Here is a 16,658-nt window from a genome sequence, read left to right on the forward strand (position 1 = left end):
ACTCTCGTCCTCTTAGTTCTGTAATTCTTTGCTGACCGGCAGGTTTTCAAACTCCTGCTGATTGCGGCGCGCGCTCTGCGCCAGCTCGCTCAGGATTTTGGTCAGGAAAGGGGTTTTCAGCGTGTAGTAGCGTTTGGCGATGATGGCGCTCAGCACGTAGCAGACCGCCGGGGCCAGGGTAAACAGGCCGATAATGATGCTGATGGTCGCGCTGTTCTGGGTCTTGGCTGCCGCGTCGTAACCGCCGCCGGCCAGCATCCAGCCGATCATCGCTCCGCCCAGCGCCAGGCCGAGCTTCAGCACGAACAGCGTCCCCGCAAAGCTGATGCCGGTTAGACGCTTGCCGTTGGTCCATTCGCCGTAGTCGACGGTATCGGACATCATCACCCACTGAATCGGGGTCACCAACTGGTGCAGCACGCCGATGACGAAGATAAAGGCGAACATCAGTACGGTGGCGTGCATCGGCACGAAGAACATCGCCACGCTGACCACCGCCAGCGCGGCGTTGGTCCACCAGAAGATGCTGACCTTGCATTTCCAGTCGGTGAGCGGTTTCGCCAGCGCGGAGCCAATCAGGTTGCCGACGCAGTAGGTGGTGAGGAACGCGACGAACACCTCCGGCGAACCCATGATCCAGGTGCAGTAATACATCATCGCGCCGCCGCGCACGCAGACGGCGAGGATGTTGAGGATGGTGAGCACGCCAACGATGCGCCACTGGTCGTTGTGCCAGATGTCGCGCAGGTCTTCCCGCATGGAGGTGGTGCTCGGCGGCACCTGGATGCGCTCTTTGGTGGTGAAGAAGCAGAACGCCAGCATCAGGAACGCGACCACCGACAGCACGGCGATCCCGCCCTGGAAGCCGAACGCCTTATCGTCGCCGCCAATCAGGTTCACCAGCGGCATCATCAGCACCGTGGAGAGCATGCCGCCCGCCGTCGCCAGCACAAAGCGCCAGGACTGAAGGGAGATACGCTGCGTCGGGTCGTTGGTGATCACGCCGCCGAGCGCGCAGTAGGGGATATTGACCACGGTATAGAGCAGGGTCAGCAGGGTGTAGGTAACGGCGGCGTAAACCATTTTACCGTTGAGGCTGAGGTCCGGCGTGGTGTAGGCCAGCACGCAGACGATCCCGAACGGGATGGCACCAAACAAAATCCACGGACGGAACTTGCCCCAGCGGCTGCGGGTGCGGTCGGCAATCAGCCCCATGCACGGGTCGGAGATCGCATCCAGCGCGCGCGCCAGCAGGAACATGGTACCGACAAACCCGGCGGGAATGCCGAAAATATCGGTGTAAAAAAACATCATGTAAAGCATGACGTTATCGAAAATGATGTGGCTGGCGGCGTCTCCCATGCCGTAGCCAATCTTCTCTTTTACTGACAATACTTCGCTCATCTTTTTTTATCCTTCACGCTGTAGGGTGCGCTGAGACCGGTTACAGAGTTTTAAACCATTGTTTCAGGAGCGGGTATTGCGTTTTCTGGTTAGCAGATTACGTTTCTTGTTTTTTGTGATCGCGGTAAATGTTGATAGCACGAAGGGCTAACATGAGGATTTTCTTAGGAATTAACTGAAACAGGGGTGTACAGGTCAAAAGAGAGGTGAAAAAAGTGTGTCGGGGTATGTGGTAAATGCCTGAAAGTAGCTATAATGCGCCCCGCCTCCATGTAGCAATGCAGGCGCGGAAGATCGTCATCTCCGGTGAGGTGGCTGGACTTCAAATCCAGTTGGGGACGCCAGCGTTCCCGGGCAGGTTCGACTCCTGTGATCTTCCGCCAAAATTCATATAAATTAATTTTTTCAACTATCCATTCTTAAAGCATATAATATTTTTATAACTATCACTCAGTAAGTGTAATAGGAATATATTATTTGGCATGGAATCAAAAGATATGATTATGACAGCAGCAGTTATTGTAGGCCATGTCCTTGCTGTTCAAATACAAAAACATTAGAGCAATTCAGAGAAAGAAAACAAAGCCGCTTATCGATTTTCAGAACTCTAATGTCTACCAGAGCTCAAAGATTGCATAGAGAACATGTGCAAGCATTAAATATGATCGATTTAGTGTTTTATGGAAGAAAACTCTCAATAATAAGAATCAGATATCAAACCAAGAAAGAACAAACTGTTACTCATGCCTGGAAAAGTTATAAATAGCCATCTAAATAAAACTAACGACTACCCAGGCATTAATATTTGGATATCCAAATCCAATGATCTTTTTACTGACTTGCTCTACGCTCTTTCTCAAGCAATTAATTACGATTTTGATAAAGTACAATTACAAAGAGACCGCTATAGGCAATTGCTCATGGCGATTTAGAAACAACACAAGCAAATATCTTAAAAGGGCTAGAGAAAGTTTTCTCTGGCGATATAGCCTTACCTATGTTCATAGCTAATGCCCCCATGAATAAATCAAATCAGAACGATGAGGTCATGCCTGATACTATAACTGATTTCAATACAGAAACACGCTGACATGTTCATGCTTTCGGTGAGATACCCTTAGCTCGTAACGCCTCCCTCGCCAGTTCCTTCAACCAGCTGGCGAGACTCACCCCTTCCTCAGCCGCCACTGCATCCAACTGCTCCTTCAATGCCGGATCAATTCGCATCTTAAACTGCGGAGACTGCCCACCGCCTTTTGGTTTTTTTTCGCGCGATATGATTGACATGAGGCCACCTATCTATCTACTCTGATACATATAGGAGGCCACCTAACCCCCCTGTATTTGCAACGCTCCGATGTGCGGGAACACAACCGGAGCGTCTAACCTCACCAACTATCAAGGAGTTGATTATGGCTGATTCGCATTCTACCCCAGACACCGACCAATCCGGAACCGAGCGTTCGTTAATTGTGGGATATCGCCCGAATGTTTTCGACAAGTCCACGCCGAAAATCATCCTTTCCGGCAAGTGGCTGCGCGCAGCGGGTTTTGATACCGGACAGCAGGTCACGGTAAAGATCATGAAAGGGTGTATCGTTCTGGTGGCGTATAACGAGCAGGAACAAAGGATTCTGGACGATTACAAACGCACTAAAGCAAAGTTATGCTAGATCGAGAGCACGCTGGCGAGCCTGCAATTATCATAACCGTTCCCGTTGTTATCAAGTTGGCTGCTGCATGCAGCCAACATAAAAAACAATATGTAATGCCAGATTTCTTCCATAACATCCAAAAAGCAATCGAACCCAACATGTAATGCTAACTTACAAGTTCAATATTTGATGACATTCATCATTTCAATACCTGATGCTATGTTAACTTACGATGGCAAAGAGATCATAATTCAACGTTATAATTTCAAAAAATCTATCCAAGAAACTAATACATTGCAAAGAGCAATGTTAAGTCCCACTCCAATATTTTATTTGCTTTTCTATTTTGAAATGAAAGTCACAATTTAAATCCATAATGAAGAGTAGTTTCCTTCAGTCTATAAAAGGAGATTGAGATGGCTATACCTGTTTACTTATGGCTCGAGGATGATTCAGGCCGGAGGATTAATGGATCTGTCGATATTAAAGATCGCGAGGGTTCAATAGAAGTGATTGAATTTATGCATTCTATAGAACAGCCTATAGATAAATTCTCCGGAAAAATCACTGCAAAACGTATTTATAGTACCTATGCATTCATGAAAGAGATTGATTCATCATCCTCTTATCTATACAAAGCCTTGTGCACTGGGCAAACACTAAAAAAGGCAGAATTCATATTTTACAGGATAAACTATAACGGTCTTGAAGAGGCTTACTTTAAGACAACTTTAGAAAACGCAAGAGTTGTTCAAATTGAACCTATCATGTTTGATATTAAACATCCGCAAAACGAACACTATACACACCATGAATATGTTGATATGACATACGAAAAAATCACATGGCACTACATTGATGGAAACATCATTCACTATGATACATGGAAAGAACGCGCTTAAGGAGAAAGTATGTCCTGGGAATATGATGTAAAAGAGCATAAATTTTATCTGGATGGTGTCTACCAATTTGATGCAGATTACGCAGGAGCTAGTGGTTACAAAAACGATCCGTCACAAGAATGTGTAAAAAACAGCGGACCGCTGCCACGAGGTACCTACACTATTGGGTCCCCTCATAATTCAGCCCATACTGGGAAATATACTCTCAGCCTCACGCCCTACTCGACAAATGATATGTGTGGTAGAGACTCATTTAAAATACATGGTAAAAGCAGTTTGCACCCCGACGACTCTTCAGAGGGCTGCATCATTGCTCCCCTTAGTGCCAGAAGGAGTATCTGGAAAAGCAACGATACGGTATTGATTGTCAAATGAAGCATTTATTTTGTTTATTGCCATTACTCGTTGCAGTCAGTTCGCACGTCTCAGCAACGGAAATGACCGGCTTCGCGACCCGATATTACGATGAAGACGGCTCGCTGACGCAAATTTCAACAACAATGCCCCTTACTCCAATCATCACCATCGGTAAGAAAACCGTGCAAATGGAGGTTACTCATCTGGCAGACATCTCCAGCACACCAGTTAACAAAGACAGTTCCGCACGCTGGGTCTGCCTTCATGACGACGATGACACGAATTACTGGTTCATTTCTGATAACGAAATGGGTGCAGGATTGCTAACCGCGCTAGTTATAGCCAAAGATGGCATCCATCACGAGTGTGCTAAAACAACGGAACCTGTCAGAGTCTCAGTCGCTAATGTTCCATTATTAAATGCGACGCATGGCAATTTAGTCGCATTGTTCGGCGAGAAAGAAACCGCCAAAAAGAAAGCGATGCTTTTTTATCAGGAGACGCCAGTACAGAATGGATTCATCCAGAGTAATACGGTCTCTTATTACTTCGATGGCGATATAGTGCGAGGCGTAATCATCGGGCAAATTACCAGTAACTAGCTTGCAGACTCCCTCTCCAGAGGGAGAGGGCGTTAAGCCTGCCCACCCAACCGCATATGCAACAGCGGAAATGGATTCCCCTGCCCGTCCAGTTCCGAGCGTCCGACCTGCTCAAACCCCATATGGCGATAAAACGCGACGCCCTGCGGATTCTGCTCATTCACGTCCACCTCGTTCGCGCCAAACTCTGCGATGGCGTGTTGCAGCAGCAATTTCCCGACGCCCTTCCCGCGGCTCGCATCGTCAACAAACAGCATTTCAATGCGGTTTTCATCCACGCCTAAAAAGCCGTGAATAACGCCTGCGTCATCGCGAGCGATCACGACCTTAAGGTTAGGCAGATAGGCGTTGAGCAATAGCGGGCGCAGCGCCGCAATATCGCTTTCCTGTAAAAAGTGATGCGTGGCGCGAACGGAGGATTCCCAGATCGCGACCAGACGTTCGAAGTGTGAGGGGAGTGCAGTTTCTATATTCATGGGGGGATCATCATAGAACGCAGCGATTAAATCAAGTATCCAGAAGCATGGAGGCAATAAACTGAAGACCTTAAATGAAGTTATAAACTCTCGTACATCTGAAAGTCGAGAACATATCAGGGAAATGGCCCGGAAGTTGGTTCAGGAGACGGGTCAGCAGATAGAGCATGAAAAGCTAGAATCCCCAACATACAGTGAGAATAAAGAAACCAGCTAATCCTTCATGGAAGTTGTTCGGTTTACCCGAACAACTGAGGAACGGTAAATATTGTAGCGCCCTGTCCCCCCTCACCCTAACCCTCTCCCTCAGGGAGAGGGAACTGACCGTGCGGTTTTTCATCCCCTACCCTAATCTCCATCACCGCATACACCCCGTCCTTCGGCACCACCACGGTGACGTTTTCCACCGGCACGCCCGCCGCGAGGTGGATATTCTGCAGCTGCTGTAACGACCTCGGGTGAATATCCTCCCAGCCGATACCCCTCAGAACAAAGTCAATCTGCGGGCTGTTGGTCAGCATGTTCGACACAATCACCGCGCCGCCGGGCTTTACCAGCCGCAGCGCGCGCTGGAGGAAAACCACCGCATCGGTATCGTTGAAGTATTCGAAAATCCCCAGCGCGTCGACCAGTTCGGCCTGATGCTCGCCCAGCTCCAGCAGTAAGTCCTCGTTACGCACCAGGGTATGGACCAGGTTGCGCCGGAGCAGGGTCAGCTGCTCGCCCACCACAATCCCCTCCTGTGCCGCCATGGTTTCCGCCCAGCTGAGCGCCACGGGGTCTTTGTCCACCAGCGTGAGATACACCTGCTGGCCGTCGAGCTTTGCCTCGCGCAGCGCCTCCAGTACCGGAATAGCGGCCCCGCTCGCCAGGCTGACCCAGTTGTTCTCGCTTTCATTATGAATGTACGTATCCACCAGCGCGGCCAGCACCCGGGCGCGAGAGCGCACGCCTACCGCATCGTTAGCATGGATAAACCACTGGCGGCTGTCGCTGTCCATTTTGGTTCCGTCGGGCAGGCGGTCTTCCAGCGGATTTTGCACCACAAACAGCGCCAGCGCGGAGGGCACCAGCCGGGTTCGCCACGCGGTAAGCGCCGGACGGTTGCGAAAGGCCTGCTCGGAATAGCGGTTCTGCGGGACAAGTACGGCCTGTCCCCCCTCGTCGTATTCAACGCGCGGGGGCCGGAGCGCAGGCTCGGCTTTCAGCGCCCGGTCGAGGGTGGCGATCTCACGGGCAGCATCGTCTTTCATTGGCCACTGGTCGCTGATGTCGGGAAATGACGCACTGAAAATCGTCATATTTGCCGGTGCATCGCCGCGAAAAGGCTGCCAGTTCATGTCGTCTTCCCTCCGTTGGGCTTTTAACGGAAGTCTATCCAGGCGAGCCAGTAATACCCTACGAAGAAAGCACGAAATCGGGGCATTAGCTCTGCGACGTGCGCCATGCCCCAGGCGTACAGCCGTACTCGGTCTGGAAGTGACGGATAAAGTGCGCGCAGTCGCTAAAGCCCATCCGCCGCGCAATGTCCGTGACGCTTTGCTGCGAGTTCTTCAGCAGCCAGCAGGCGTAGCGCAGCCTGGCACTGCGGATAAATTCCCGCGCCGTTTTGCCAAACTCGGCGTGAAACAGCCGGTTAAGCTGACGCTCGCTGAGCGCCACTTCGCTGGCCAGCCCGGCGGTGCTGAGCGGGCGCGTCAGATACTGCTCAATCATCATGACCGCACGGCGCAGGCGCGAGTCAGGGATCAGGGCAATGTTGGCAGGCCGGGGCGTGGCCGTCTCATGCGGCGTCAGGGAAAGGCGCTGACAGGCGCTATGGGCGATCTCACTGCCGGCGTGGGCGCGGATAAGCTCTGTCGCAAGGGTGATGGTTGAGATCCCACCGGGGCAGGTCAGGACATCCCCCTCGTCAATAAAATCATAGCCCTGTTCGGCGTAAACCTGCGGGAACGCCTGGCGGAATCGCTCAAGGTGGAAAGGGTGAATCGATGCGCGTCGCTCGTTCAACAACCCCTCCTGCGCCAGCACAAAGCTGCCGGTGCCGATGCCAATCAGCGGGACCTTCATATGGTGGGCATGGGCGAGGTAGTCTCTGTCCCCCGGATAACCCTGCGACAGGTACTCCAGCTCGCCGCCGATGGTCGCAATATAGTTAAACGTCTCCGGCGGCGCGTGCGGGGCATCGGGCCTGATGCTCACCCCGGAGCTGCTGGTAACAGGGTTATCAGGCTGCTCGCTGAGTAAACTGATTTTGAATGCTTTTTTCTTATGGGCTTTGGTTGCGTATCGCAACGCTTCCAGCAAGCCGGACAAGGCTAGCAGTGAATACCGGGGCCACAGCAGTAACCCAATATGCAGCTGCGTTTCCGACGCAGATATACCTCCACCGGAAGAGTCAAAGAGAGTTTTCATTTTCTTGCCAAATTTGAATAAGAACAACATTATTGCAACGCGTGGCTGCTATTTATATTCCTAAGATAATCCTTAAGCTCTAAATCAAGCATAAATGAAAACGGCGGCTTTGATAACTTTTTACTAAATACGCTCATCCATTTTTTGAACTGCGGCATACATATGTCGGTAATGTTCCTAACGTGAAAATATAGTTATCATTTTGTTGTTCATTGATCCGAATATAAATACTTTTTTCGGGGTATACGAAGAACTGCGGCTCATATTTTTCAAGCCAGCTATCGGTAACATTATCGTCCGGAAATTTCATATGCCGTAAGGAAGTCAGTAAAAAGACATTATCCTTGCGCTCCACCCGAAAGAATATTTTCCGGTCGATAATTTTTGTCGGATCGCTATCAACGCCGGCATTCATGCTGAGCGTCCCGCTGTTGCCGTCAAAGATGTAATTCAGCCACAGGGAGAGCTTCTCTTCGGGATGATGCTGTATCAGGTTCGCCTGACATGAAAAAGGCTGCACGTAATACCGGTGCCACAGGTAATAACCCGACAGCATTACCCCCACCAGCAGACATGCGGTGAACAGATACAGCAGCTGACGAAAACGGGCCATGCTAGCGCTCCTCAATAAAATAGTCAGAGATGCAGCGATTCGGCTCCTTCATCGATCTGTCGCACCGAATCACGGACGCACGTGGCAGCAGGGGGTACCAGCTGATGTACACCCACGGATAGCTCGTGCACGCGTCCTTAAACTGCGTCACATACGCCAGGGCTTTTGACCGCTCGTCCTGGGTCTGAATATCCTGAGCAAGGTAGACGTGACACGCCCCGACCAGGGCAGTAAACCGATAATCATCGATAAAGCGGTTTTCACGCGCGCTGCTGTGCGTCACGATGCCTGCCCCAACCAGCATCAGCAGTGCAATCAGCATGCCAGGAAGCCACCGGGAGCGATGCCCGTCCGCGCGGGTTACGGCTACCGGTTCCGCCGACAGCGGTGGCATCGCGGCAGGCAAGGCCATGACGCGTGGCTCAGGCGCATCGTCCTCAGGTAGCTTTGCTGCGCGGGGATGGGCGTCTTTGATCACGATTTGCGTATCGCTCGCCAGCGTTAACCCAATGCGCGGAATAGTGACAATGGGGTCAACTTCAAAACCACTCTTTTTCAGCCCTTTTCGCAGAATAGAGATGTTTTGATAATAAGTATTGGGCGAGACCAGCATACCGCGGCGCTGCCAGACAATATCCAGAAACTCCTGCTGCGTGACAATGGTCCCGGCTCTTTCTATTAATAACAACAGACATCGGCCTGCCGGAGAATTTAAAACCACAACCCGATCGGGGCTGGCGATATCCCTCAGCGTGCTGGTCGCGGGATGAAACTCAACCATATTATTGATGATGTAATGCTTATGCATAGCCTTGGTGAGTGTTCTCCGTTCAATTGCGCCGTTTTTCACGACGGCCTGTCAGTACACCGGCGAATGTTGAATACGTTCGCCACGTAACATAAGGATTAATGTGGCTGATAAAGATTATGCTGTATATATCAGCCATTGGCGAAAAATCTTATTTTCCTCTCTTCTCTCTATTGCTTCACTGAAGCGTGAGGCGCGTTAAACGCTGCTCTGCCGCACTCTGACTGGCTGGATATCATCTCTCTTAACTTTTCTGAAGTAATGAATGAACACGGTAGCAGAGAAGGAGTAACCCGCCACGCTTGACATTGACAAAACCCTACAAAAACCATAATTGAACAGCGTGGACATGGACGTCTGAAATATACAGAACGGCTAACGCTTAAGTTTTCTTAGCCTCCTTTAATATCAATAGATAACGCTATTTTTGCCGATATTTACCCTGCGGTATCATCAGTATAAATCGATGATAACACTCGGAAATTGTTATCCTCCGTCAGCACTTCAGCCCCCGTACTGACGCTAACAGACACTTCCCTTACACAACATTTAACAAAGACAAAGATTAATAAAAAAAACCGGTTATCATTATTTACAGGCAATAAAGAGGATAAACATCAACAGAGGAACCGATCGACAGCGGTATCAAAATCGACAATTAATACAAATTAAGATTAATTCAGATTACCTCTTTTATGGCCGGCGTATAGTAGGCCTACTCCATGCATAGCGTGATGACTTCGAGAACTTAGACCAACCTTAACCGTATCGGTTTGTCTTATTATTATTATAAATCGAGGGACTAACATGGCGAATAAGAACGAAACACAACAACATTTACGTATCGCGTTAATGGGTGGCGACCATTATGCACGAAAGGGCATCATCACATTATTAAGGAGCATTACGCCGGAATCTCAGATTGAAATGACAGCCGGGAATTTCCAGCAGCTTGATAACGTATTATCGACTACGCCAATTGACATTCTCCTGTTATCAGGATCTGACAAGTACCACACCGGATATGATTATCTTAATGGGTTGAAAAGAATCAAAGCGAAATATCCCGGCGTGATTGTTTGTATGTATTCCGCCCCTGCGCATTCATCGCAATGGATCAGAGGCGATATCGATGCCTATATCTCGCTGCATGAGTCGGTTTATTGCTGGCGGACGAAATTATTAAAAATGGTCGATAGCCGCTATCGCCCGCAAAAGAAACCAACGGCGTTATCGCTGACGCCAGGAGAGTGGAGGGTCTTGAAGGAACTCAGGAACGGACTGGATATGAGTTACATCGCAGAAACAGAGAAGCTTTCATATCGCCGGGTAAGCGCTTTAAAAAACTCCGCGATACGAAAACTCGGGCTCAGGAATAAGACAGATTTGCTGGTCTTTTTAACCAGTTAGACCTGCCGCTTTCAGAGCAAATCTCATCAATAAAAACAAAGGAATTAAGAAAATGAAAGCACGCGTAAAACACAACTCACTGCTGGCATTAAGCATTGCCGCTCTGCTGCCTGCCGGTTCCGCCATGGCGGCAACCGCGAGCGGCGGCACGGTGAACTTCAGCGGCAAAGTCGTGACCTCCGCCTGCGCCATCAGCGCAGGCAGCGCCAACATTGACGTTGATATGGGCGAAGTGCGTACCGCCACGCTGGCGGCCGCAGGCAGCGAAGCCAGCACCGCAAAAGCGTTTGCCATCACCCTGGAAGATTGCGAAATCGCCGATACCTCGGCCTCAACGGAAGACAACCCGATTGCCGCAACAACCGTGGCCGTTACCTTCACCGGTACGCCGGACTCCTCCGATGCCAATAGCCTGGCCGCTGGAGCAAACGGCAGCACCACCTCCGCGCAGCATGTGGCGATTCGTCTTTATGACGAACAGGGCAACGTAGTGAAGCTGGGTGAACCTGCTGCGGCCATCCCGCTGCGTAAGGGTGCCAACACCCTGAACTTCAGCGCGAAATATTACTCGCCGCAGGGCGGTGCCACCGCGGGTGATGCCAGCGCTGTCGCGACCTACACCGTTACCTATTCGTAATTTTCAGGCCCGGTCTGCTGGCCGGGCCTGACTCAGCTTTGAGGAGCATCACTATGCGCGTAAACACATGGATTTGCCTGGCTGCCACAGTATGTTCAACCGCCGCGTACGCCGGCGGCGTGGGGTTGGGCGCAACGCGAATGGTCTACTCCAGCGCTACCAACCAGTCCATGCTGCAGGTCAGAAACACGCATCCCGACGCCACGTTCCTGATCCAGTCATGGATGGAAAACGAGAAAGGGCAAAAAACCAACGATTTCGTGATTACACCACCGCTGTACGTCATGAAGCCCGCCAGCGAAAGCGCGGTAAAAATCATGTTTAACGGCAAAGCCCTGCCAGAAGATCGCGAAACGCTCTACTGGATGACGGTCAAAGCGATTCCGCAGCAGACCAAAAGCGGTTCCGGCAATTCGCTGCAGTTTGCGTCGGCAAACCGCATTAAGGTCTTTTATCGCCCGGAGAGCCTCGGACAAGGCGCAGGCGAGGCATGGAAAAAACTTTCTGGCACCTATCGCGCCGGGAAAGTCACGCTAACGAACCCAACGCCGTACTACCTCACCACTATCAACGTGAAAATTGATGGTATGCCGGTGCAGCCGGTGATGGTACCGCCGAAATCCAGCGTGACGCTGGCCGAAGCCTTCAGCCATGCAAGCAGCATGAGCTATCAGACCATTAACGATTACGGGGCATGGACCCCCGCCACGCGCGCGTCGTTATCCCAATAATAAAAACAGTAAGGCGTGACCACGTGAAAAGAAAAATCCTGTGCGCCACGGTGATCTCCCTGGTGATTCGGCAAGCCGTGGCTGCCGAAAGCGAACTGCAATTTAACCCCGCGTTCCTTAACGGCGAGAGCGCAAACAGCGCCGATCTCGCCTGGGTTAACGCCGGGAGCGCGCTGCCGCCGGGAGACTACAACCTCAACGTGTATATCAATAACAACTACGCGTTCACAGGCAACGTCACGTTCCGCATTGCTGAAAATACGGCGGGAGAAGCCCTGCCGTGCCTCACCCCTGAACAAATCGCCGCGCTGGGTATCGACAGCCAGCAGGCTAAAGGCGGCGCGCTGCCGCTGGCGCAGCGCTGCATCTTCCTGACACAGGCATTTGCCGATAGCCGGTTTGATTTTGACCAGCAGACGCTCACCCTGAACTTCACCGTACCGCAAAGTGCGATGCGCAATTTACCGCGCGGGTACGTCAGCCCGGAAAGCTGGGAGGCAGGCATCCCCGCCGCGTGGCTGAATTATGTGGTGAACGGTTCGAACAATGAATATCAGGGCGAGACGCGCACGCGCGATCGGCAGCTGTTCGCAAGTCTGAACAGCGCCATCAACCTCGGCGCGTGGCGGCTGCGTGATTTCACCACGTGGACCAAAGAGAGCAACGAGCTTACCCACGTGCAAACCTGGCTGCAGAGGGATATCCCCGGCCTGAATGCCCAGGCGTATGCCGGTGAAACCTATACCTCGTCACAGGTCTTCGACTCCGTGGGCCTGCGCGGCGTCGCCCTGAAAACCGACGACAACATGCTGCCTGCCAGCCTGAGCGGCTACGCGCCGGAAGTCCGCGGCATCGCGCGAAGCAACGCCACCGTGACGGTTCGCCAGAACGGCAACATCATCTACCAAACCTCCGTTCCGCCGGGAGCGTTTGTGCTGAAAGATCTCTACCCGACGTCGTCAGGTGGCGATCTTGCGGTCACCATTCAGGAGAACGACGGCAGCCAGACGCAATACACGATTCCCTTTGCCAGCGTGCCGAACCTGGTGCGTAACGGTCAGGTGAAATATGCCTTCGGTGCCGGCACCTACCGCCCGATGGGCGATCAGGCGTCGCCCTCTTTCGCGCAGGGCGAGCTGTTCTACGGCTGGCGGTACGGCCTGACGTTTTACGGCGGGGCGCAGTTTGCCGATCGCTATAACGGTCTGGCTTTCGGGGTTGGGCAAAACCTCGGCCGCTTTGGTGCCTACTCCATTGACCTGACCCACGCCCGCAGCCAGCTGGCGGACGATCGGCACTACACCGGCGATTCCGTGCGCCTGCGCTACAGCAAGCTGCTGAACGACACCGGCACGCGGATAAACTTCTTCTCGCTGCGCTACTCCACGGAGGGGTTTTATACCCTCAGCGATACCACGTACAAAGGGATGGCGGGCGGGACGCCTAAGCAGATTGTAGAAGACGATGGCACCGTCACCACCCACTACGACACGGTATATAACCTGCGGATGTCGCGTAAAGCCAAAAACCAGCTGCTGCTGTCGCAGCCAATGGGCCAATACGGCTCGCTGTCGCTGTCGTGGGATCAGCAATCCTACTGGAACACGTCAAATACCACGCAAAGCCTGCAGGTCGCGTGGAACGCCACGTTTCGTAACGTGTCGCTTGGCGTCAGCGTTCAGCGCAGCGCCAGCCTGTACGACAACAAGAAAGAGAACCTTCTGGCGCTCTCCCTGTCGGTGCCGTTTGGCAACCCGCAGCTCGCCACGCGCGCCCGCTTTACGACCACCCATGCGGATTCTACCGGCACCACCGCCAGCACCGGCGTGAGCGGTTATCTGCCGGGCCAGGAGAACCTTTTTTATAGCGTTAACCAGCGCTACAGCAGGCAGCAACAGTACGGCGGTGATGTCGCTCTACAGTACGAAGGCGCGCGCGGGGACTATAACCTCGGCTACAGCTACACCCGCGATTCCCAAAACCTCAGCTACGGGATGAGCGGCGGCGCGGTGCTACATGAAGATGGACTGACGCTGAGCCAGCCGCTCGGCAATACCAATATTCTGGTTAAAGCTCCCGGGGCCAGCAACGTTTCCGTGCTTAATCACAAGGGCATCAAAACCGACAGCCGGGGATATGCGGTGATCCCGTACGCCACGCCGTATCGCGTCAATCAGGTTGCGCTGGACGTCACCACGGTGGGCAACGACATGGAGCTGGACAACGCCATCGTCAACAAAACGCCCACCGACGGCGCGCTGGTCCGCGCCACCCTCGTCACGCGTCAGGGGGCAAAAGCGATGTTTATCGTGCGTCACGGCAACGACGTGCTCCCCTTCGGCACGCTGGTCTCACTGAGTGATGACAAAACCAGCGGCATCGTCGGCGACGGCGGCAGCCTGTATCTGTCCGGCCTGCCCGTTAAGGGCGCATTGAGCGCGGTGTGGGGCCGCAGCAGCGACCAGCGCTGCACCATTAACTATGCGTTAAATAAGCAAAATTATAATGCCCGCACCGGCCTTTATTCACAGGAGGTGGTATGTCAGTAACGCTCCGGATGACCAGCATCGTCGTCCTGCTGTGTTTTACTCTCCCCGTTCGCGGCTATGACGTGCTGGTTTCCGTCACCGGCAATTTGATCGGCAATACCTGCGTGGTCGCCGCGGATTCTAAAGAGCAGGAGGTACCGCTGGGGACCATTGGGATTAAGCAGTTCCCCCGCGCAGGCGCGGTAAGCAACATCAAAACGCCCTTCACGATCAGGCTTGAAGCCTGCGGGCCGACCTTTGCCGGGGTAAAAATCCGCTTCAGCGGCACGCCGGACGATGACGACCCGCAGCTGGTAAAAATTGCCGACGGCGGCGCAACCGGCGTGGCGGTGCAAATCCTCGATAAAGACAGCGCGCTGATTCCACTGAACACGCAAACCACCGCCTGGGGCACGCCGGGCGATGACAGCGTAGAGATGACCTTCTATGCCCGACTGGCCGCCACGGGCGCGCCCGTCAATGCCGGAGACGTCTCTGCTTTCGCCACCTGGACCACGGAGTATCAATGATGCGTTTAGCTTTTTTAATCACCGGATTACTCCTCTGCGCCAGCGTGCAGGCGATGGAGTGGAAATCGGATATTACCCTCTCCCCTCAGCCGATGACCTACAGCGGGCCCGCGGATTCGGTAGTGCCGGGCAACATCATCGGTTCGACCTGGAGCGCCACCGCCAGCGTGCAGCAGGTATTCTGGTGCGGCTGGGTGTTTACCTGCTCCAAAGGCACGCTGGAGCCGAGCAGCAGCGCAATTTCAAGCGGCATGACGGTTACCATCGATGGCGTGAACTACACCATTTTTGAAACCGGCGTGCCGGGGGTGGGGTATATCATCGGGCTGAAGGATTTCAACGGCTCCGCCTGGATTCCGCTGCAGAGCGGTATCACACAAAGCTACCCGGCGGACGGTACCAATGGCTATGCCACCGATTTAGGCTGGTCGGCCAAGGTGACCTTTATTAAGACCGGCACGGCGCTGAAATCAGGGGTTTATCAGATCCCAACCATCAACGCCGCGGTCCTGACCGCGTATAACAACGAGGTCAAAACGGCAAAGGTCATTATTAACCCTACCACCATCACCGTCACGGCGAGCGGCTGTACGGTGGGCACCAAAAGCGCGCATGTCGATCTAGGCACGATTGATATCCGCACCTTGAACACCGTGGGCAGCACGTCCCCTTCCGGGTCGTTTAACGTCAGCCTGACCTGCGATGCGAACGTGGCGGTTAACGCGGTGATGACCGATCAGACCACGCCGTCGAATACCTCGTCGGTGGTGACGCTGACCGGCGACTCCACGGCGTCCGGCGTGGGAGTGCAGTTTTTCTATAACGGCACCGGCCCGCTGATGATGGGGCCAGACAGCTCGGCGGCGAACGCGACGAACCAGTTCTTTATCCAAAGCACCACCGCGGCGCAAACCCTGTCGCTGCCGTTCCAGGCGCAGTACATCCGCACCGGCGAACTGGTTCCCGGCTCGGCGAACGCCCTGGCAAGCATTACGTTTTCCTACCAGTAGGGGCTAGTGCTTCACCCACACCAGCTGGTCAACCCGGAAGCCCAGACTGCGCGCGGTGTTCAGGTAATCCTGCTTCACCGCCTCAGGAAGGGTTGGCGTGCGCGACAGGATCCACAGGTAATCGCGATTCGGGCCGCTCACCAGCGCGTACTGGTACTTATCGTCGAGCTTGATCACGTTATAGCCGCCGTAGAACGGGCCGAAGAACGACACCTTCAGCGCGGCCGTGGTCGGTTCACCGGTAAAATACGCTTTGCCTTCGCTCTCATTCCACTTGTTCTTCACCGGGTCGTAACCCCGGTTAAGCACGCTAATGCCGCCGTCGCTGCGCTTGCCGTAGGTGGCGGTCACCTGCTCCAGACCGCGTTCAAAGCGGTTTTCCAGGCGGGCGACCTCGTACCATTTGCCGAGATAGCGGCTGGCGTCAAAACCGGAAATAGGCTGTACGCCTTTCGGCGGCGTAGGAGATTTACAGGCGACCAGGGTCAGGGCAATGGCAACACCGGTCACAACTGGCCATAGCTTCATGAGAATTCCTTTCATTTGCACGGTTGGATGTTAAGTGTAGTGCACCGTTTCG

General features: G+C 53.2%; 20 protein-coding genes and 1 tRNA gene. 13 read left to right on the plus strand and 8 right to left on the minus strand.

What is annotated here, in order from left to right; all coding sequences use genetic code 11:
* Window positions 1–12: 12 nt before the first annotated feature.
* Entirely contained in the window at window positions 13–1,404 is a 1,392-nt protein-coding gene (locus M2433_RS15905) for a glycoside-pentoside-hexuronide family transporter (protein WP_429055341.1), read from the minus strand.
* 288 nt (window positions 1,405–1,692) lie between these two features.
* Here M2433_RS15905 and M2433_RS15910 point away from each other — a divergent pair.
* From M2433_RS15910 to M2433_RS15920, 3 genes are all read left to right on the plus strand, one after another.
* Window positions 1,693–1,787 (plus strand) — tRNA-Sec (locus tag M2433_RS15910).
* Between the two features lie 104 nt (window positions 1,788–1,891).
* Complete coding sequence (locus M2433_RS15915) at window positions 1,892–2,170, plus strand: DUF6680 family protein (protein WP_429075901.1); 279 nt, start codon at window positions 1,892–1,894, stop codon at window positions 2,168–2,170.
* On the plus strand, window positions 2,148–2,336 hold the full coding sequence (locus M2433_RS15920; protein WP_429055339.1) for a DUF6680 family protein: 189 nt from the start codon (window positions 2,148–2,150) through the stop codon (window positions 2,334–2,336). Before M2433_RS15915 ends, M2433_RS15920 begins: the two co-directional genes overlap by 23 nt.
* A gap of 163 nt (window positions 2,337–2,499) precedes the next feature.
* Here the strand turns inward: M2433_RS15920 and M2433_RS15925 are convergent, their stop codons facing one another.
* Complete coding sequence (locus M2433_RS15925) at window positions 2,500–2,691, minus strand: toxin-antitoxin system HicB family antitoxin (RefSeq protein WP_032644386.1); 192 nt, start codon at window positions 2,689–2,691, stop codon at window positions 2,500–2,502.
* Window positions 2,692–2,816: 125 nt separating this feature from the next.
* Between M2433_RS15925 and M2433_RS15930 the strand changes: the two genes are divergently transcribed.
* The 4 genes from M2433_RS15930 to M2433_RS15945 all read left to right on the plus strand — a co-directional run bounded on the left by M2433_RS15930 (window position 2,817) and on the right by M2433_RS15945 (window position 4,920).
* Window positions 2,817–3,077, plus strand: coding sequence for a SymE family type I addiction module toxin (locus M2433_RS15930; RefSeq protein ID WP_429055336.1), 261 nt, complete (start codon window positions 2,817–2,819; stop codon window positions 3,075–3,077).
* 398 nt (window positions 3,078–3,475) lie between these two features.
* On the plus strand, window positions 3,476–3,961 hold the full coding sequence (gene tssD, locus M2433_RS15935; protein ID WP_429055334.1) for a type VI secretion system tube protein TssD: 486 nt from the start codon (window positions 3,476–3,478) through the stop codon (window positions 3,959–3,961).
* Between the two features lie 9 nt (window positions 3,962–3,970).
* Window positions 3,971–4,336, plus strand: coding sequence for a tlde1 domain-containing protein (locus M2433_RS15940; protein WP_072051083.1), 366 nt, complete (start codon window positions 3,971–3,973; stop codon window positions 4,334–4,336).
* On the plus strand, window positions 4,333–4,920 hold the full coding sequence (locus M2433_RS15945; RefSeq protein ID WP_429055331.1) for a hypothetical protein: 588 nt from the start codon (window positions 4,333–4,335) through the stop codon (window positions 4,918–4,920). The genes M2433_RS15940 and M2433_RS15945 overlap by 4 nt, the downstream gene beginning before the upstream one ends.
* 32 nt (window positions 4,921–4,952) lie before the next feature.
* Here the strand turns inward: M2433_RS15945 and M2433_RS15950 are convergent, their stop codons facing one another.
* From M2433_RS15950 to M2433_RS15970, 5 genes are all read right to left on the minus strand, one after another.
* Window positions 4,953–5,396 (minus strand): acetyltransferase, encoded by a 444-nt coding sequence (locus M2433_RS15950; RefSeq protein WP_429055329.1) that lies wholly within the window; start codon window positions 5,394–5,396, stop codon window positions 4,953–4,955.
* A 293-nt stretch (window positions 5,397–5,689) separates the two neighbouring features.
* On the minus strand, window positions 5,690–6,736 hold the full coding sequence (locus tag M2433_RS15955) for a class I SAM-dependent methyltransferase (protein WP_429055326.1): 1,047 nt from the start codon (window positions 6,734–6,736) through the stop codon (window positions 5,690–5,692).
* A gap of 85 nt (window positions 6,737–6,821) precedes the next feature.
* A complete protein-coding gene (locus M2433_RS15960; RefSeq protein WP_429055676.1) occupies window positions 6,822–7,703 on the minus strand; it encodes a GlxA family transcriptional regulator in 882 nt (293 codons plus the stop codon).
* Window positions 7,704–7,944: 241 nt separating this feature from the next.
* Entirely contained in the window at window positions 7,945–8,424 is a 480-nt protein-coding gene (locus tag M2433_RS15965; RefSeq protein WP_429055323.1) for a hypothetical protein, read from the minus strand.
* A gap of 1 nt (window position 8,425) precedes the next feature.
* Window positions 8,426–9,232, minus strand: a complete 807-nt coding sequence (locus M2433_RS15970) for a winged helix-turn-helix domain-containing protein (RefSeq protein ID WP_429055321.1) — start codon at window positions 9,230–9,232, stop codon at window positions 8,426–8,428.
* A gap of 807 nt (window positions 9,233–10,039) precedes the next feature.
* On the opposite strand from M2433_RS15970, the gene M2433_RS15975 reads away from it, so the two are divergent.
* Genes M2433_RS15975 through M2433_RS16000 form a run of 6 tightly spaced genes read left to right on the plus strand, consistent with a single transcriptional unit; the run spans window position 10,040 to window position 16,078 of the window.
* The gene (locus M2433_RS15975; protein ID WP_047347501.1) at window positions 10,040–10,642 is read left to right on the plus strand and encodes a DNA-binding response regulator; all 603 of its coding nucleotides are present in this window, start codon (window positions 10,040–10,042) and stop codon (window positions 10,640–10,642) included.
* Between the two features lie 52 nt (window positions 10,643–10,694).
* Window positions 10,695–11,279 (plus strand): fimbrial protein, encoded by a 585-nt coding sequence (locus M2433_RS15980; protein ID WP_429055319.1) that lies wholly within the window; start codon window positions 10,695–10,697, stop codon window positions 11,277–11,279.
* 53 nt (window positions 11,280–11,332) lie between these two features.
* Window positions 11,333–12,010, plus strand: coding sequence for a fimbrial biogenesis chaperone (locus tag M2433_RS15985; RefSeq protein ID WP_429055316.1), 678 nt, complete (start codon window positions 11,333–11,335; stop codon window positions 12,008–12,010).
* Window positions 12,011–12,033: 23 nt separating this feature from the next.
* Window positions 12,034–14,559 carry a fimbria/pilus outer membrane usher protein gene (locus M2433_RS15990; protein ID WP_429055313.1) on the plus strand — a complete coding sequence of 842 codons (2,526 nt, stop codon included), beginning with the start codon at window positions 12,034–12,036 and terminating at the stop codon, window positions 14,557–14,559.
* Entirely contained in the window at window positions 14,550–15,068 is a 519-nt protein-coding gene (locus M2433_RS15995) for a fimbrial protein (protein ID WP_429055310.1), read from the plus strand. The genes M2433_RS15990 and M2433_RS15995 overlap by 10 nt, the downstream gene beginning before the upstream one ends.
* Window positions 15,068–16,078: a fimbrial protein gene (locus tag M2433_RS16000; protein ID WP_429055674.1), complete on the plus strand. Its 1,011-nt coding sequence runs from the start codon at window positions 15,068–15,070 to the stop codon at window positions 16,076–16,078. The genes M2433_RS15995 and M2433_RS16000 overlap by 1 nt, the downstream gene beginning before the upstream one ends.
* Before the next feature lie 3 nt (window positions 16,079–16,081).
* Here the strand turns inward: M2433_RS16000 and M2433_RS16005 are convergent, their stop codons facing one another.
* A complete protein-coding gene (locus M2433_RS16005; protein WP_047347496.1) occupies window positions 16,082–16,606 on the minus strand; it encodes a lipocalin family protein in 525 nt (174 codons plus the stop codon).
* Window positions 16,607–16,658 lie beyond the last annotated feature (52 nt).

Source organism: Enterobacter sp. AC1 (assembly GCF_050434705.1).
In the GTDB taxonomy this organism is placed as follows: Bacteria; Pseudomonadota; Gammaproteobacteria; order Enterobacterales; family Enterobacteriaceae; genus Enterobacter; species Enterobacter cloacae_L.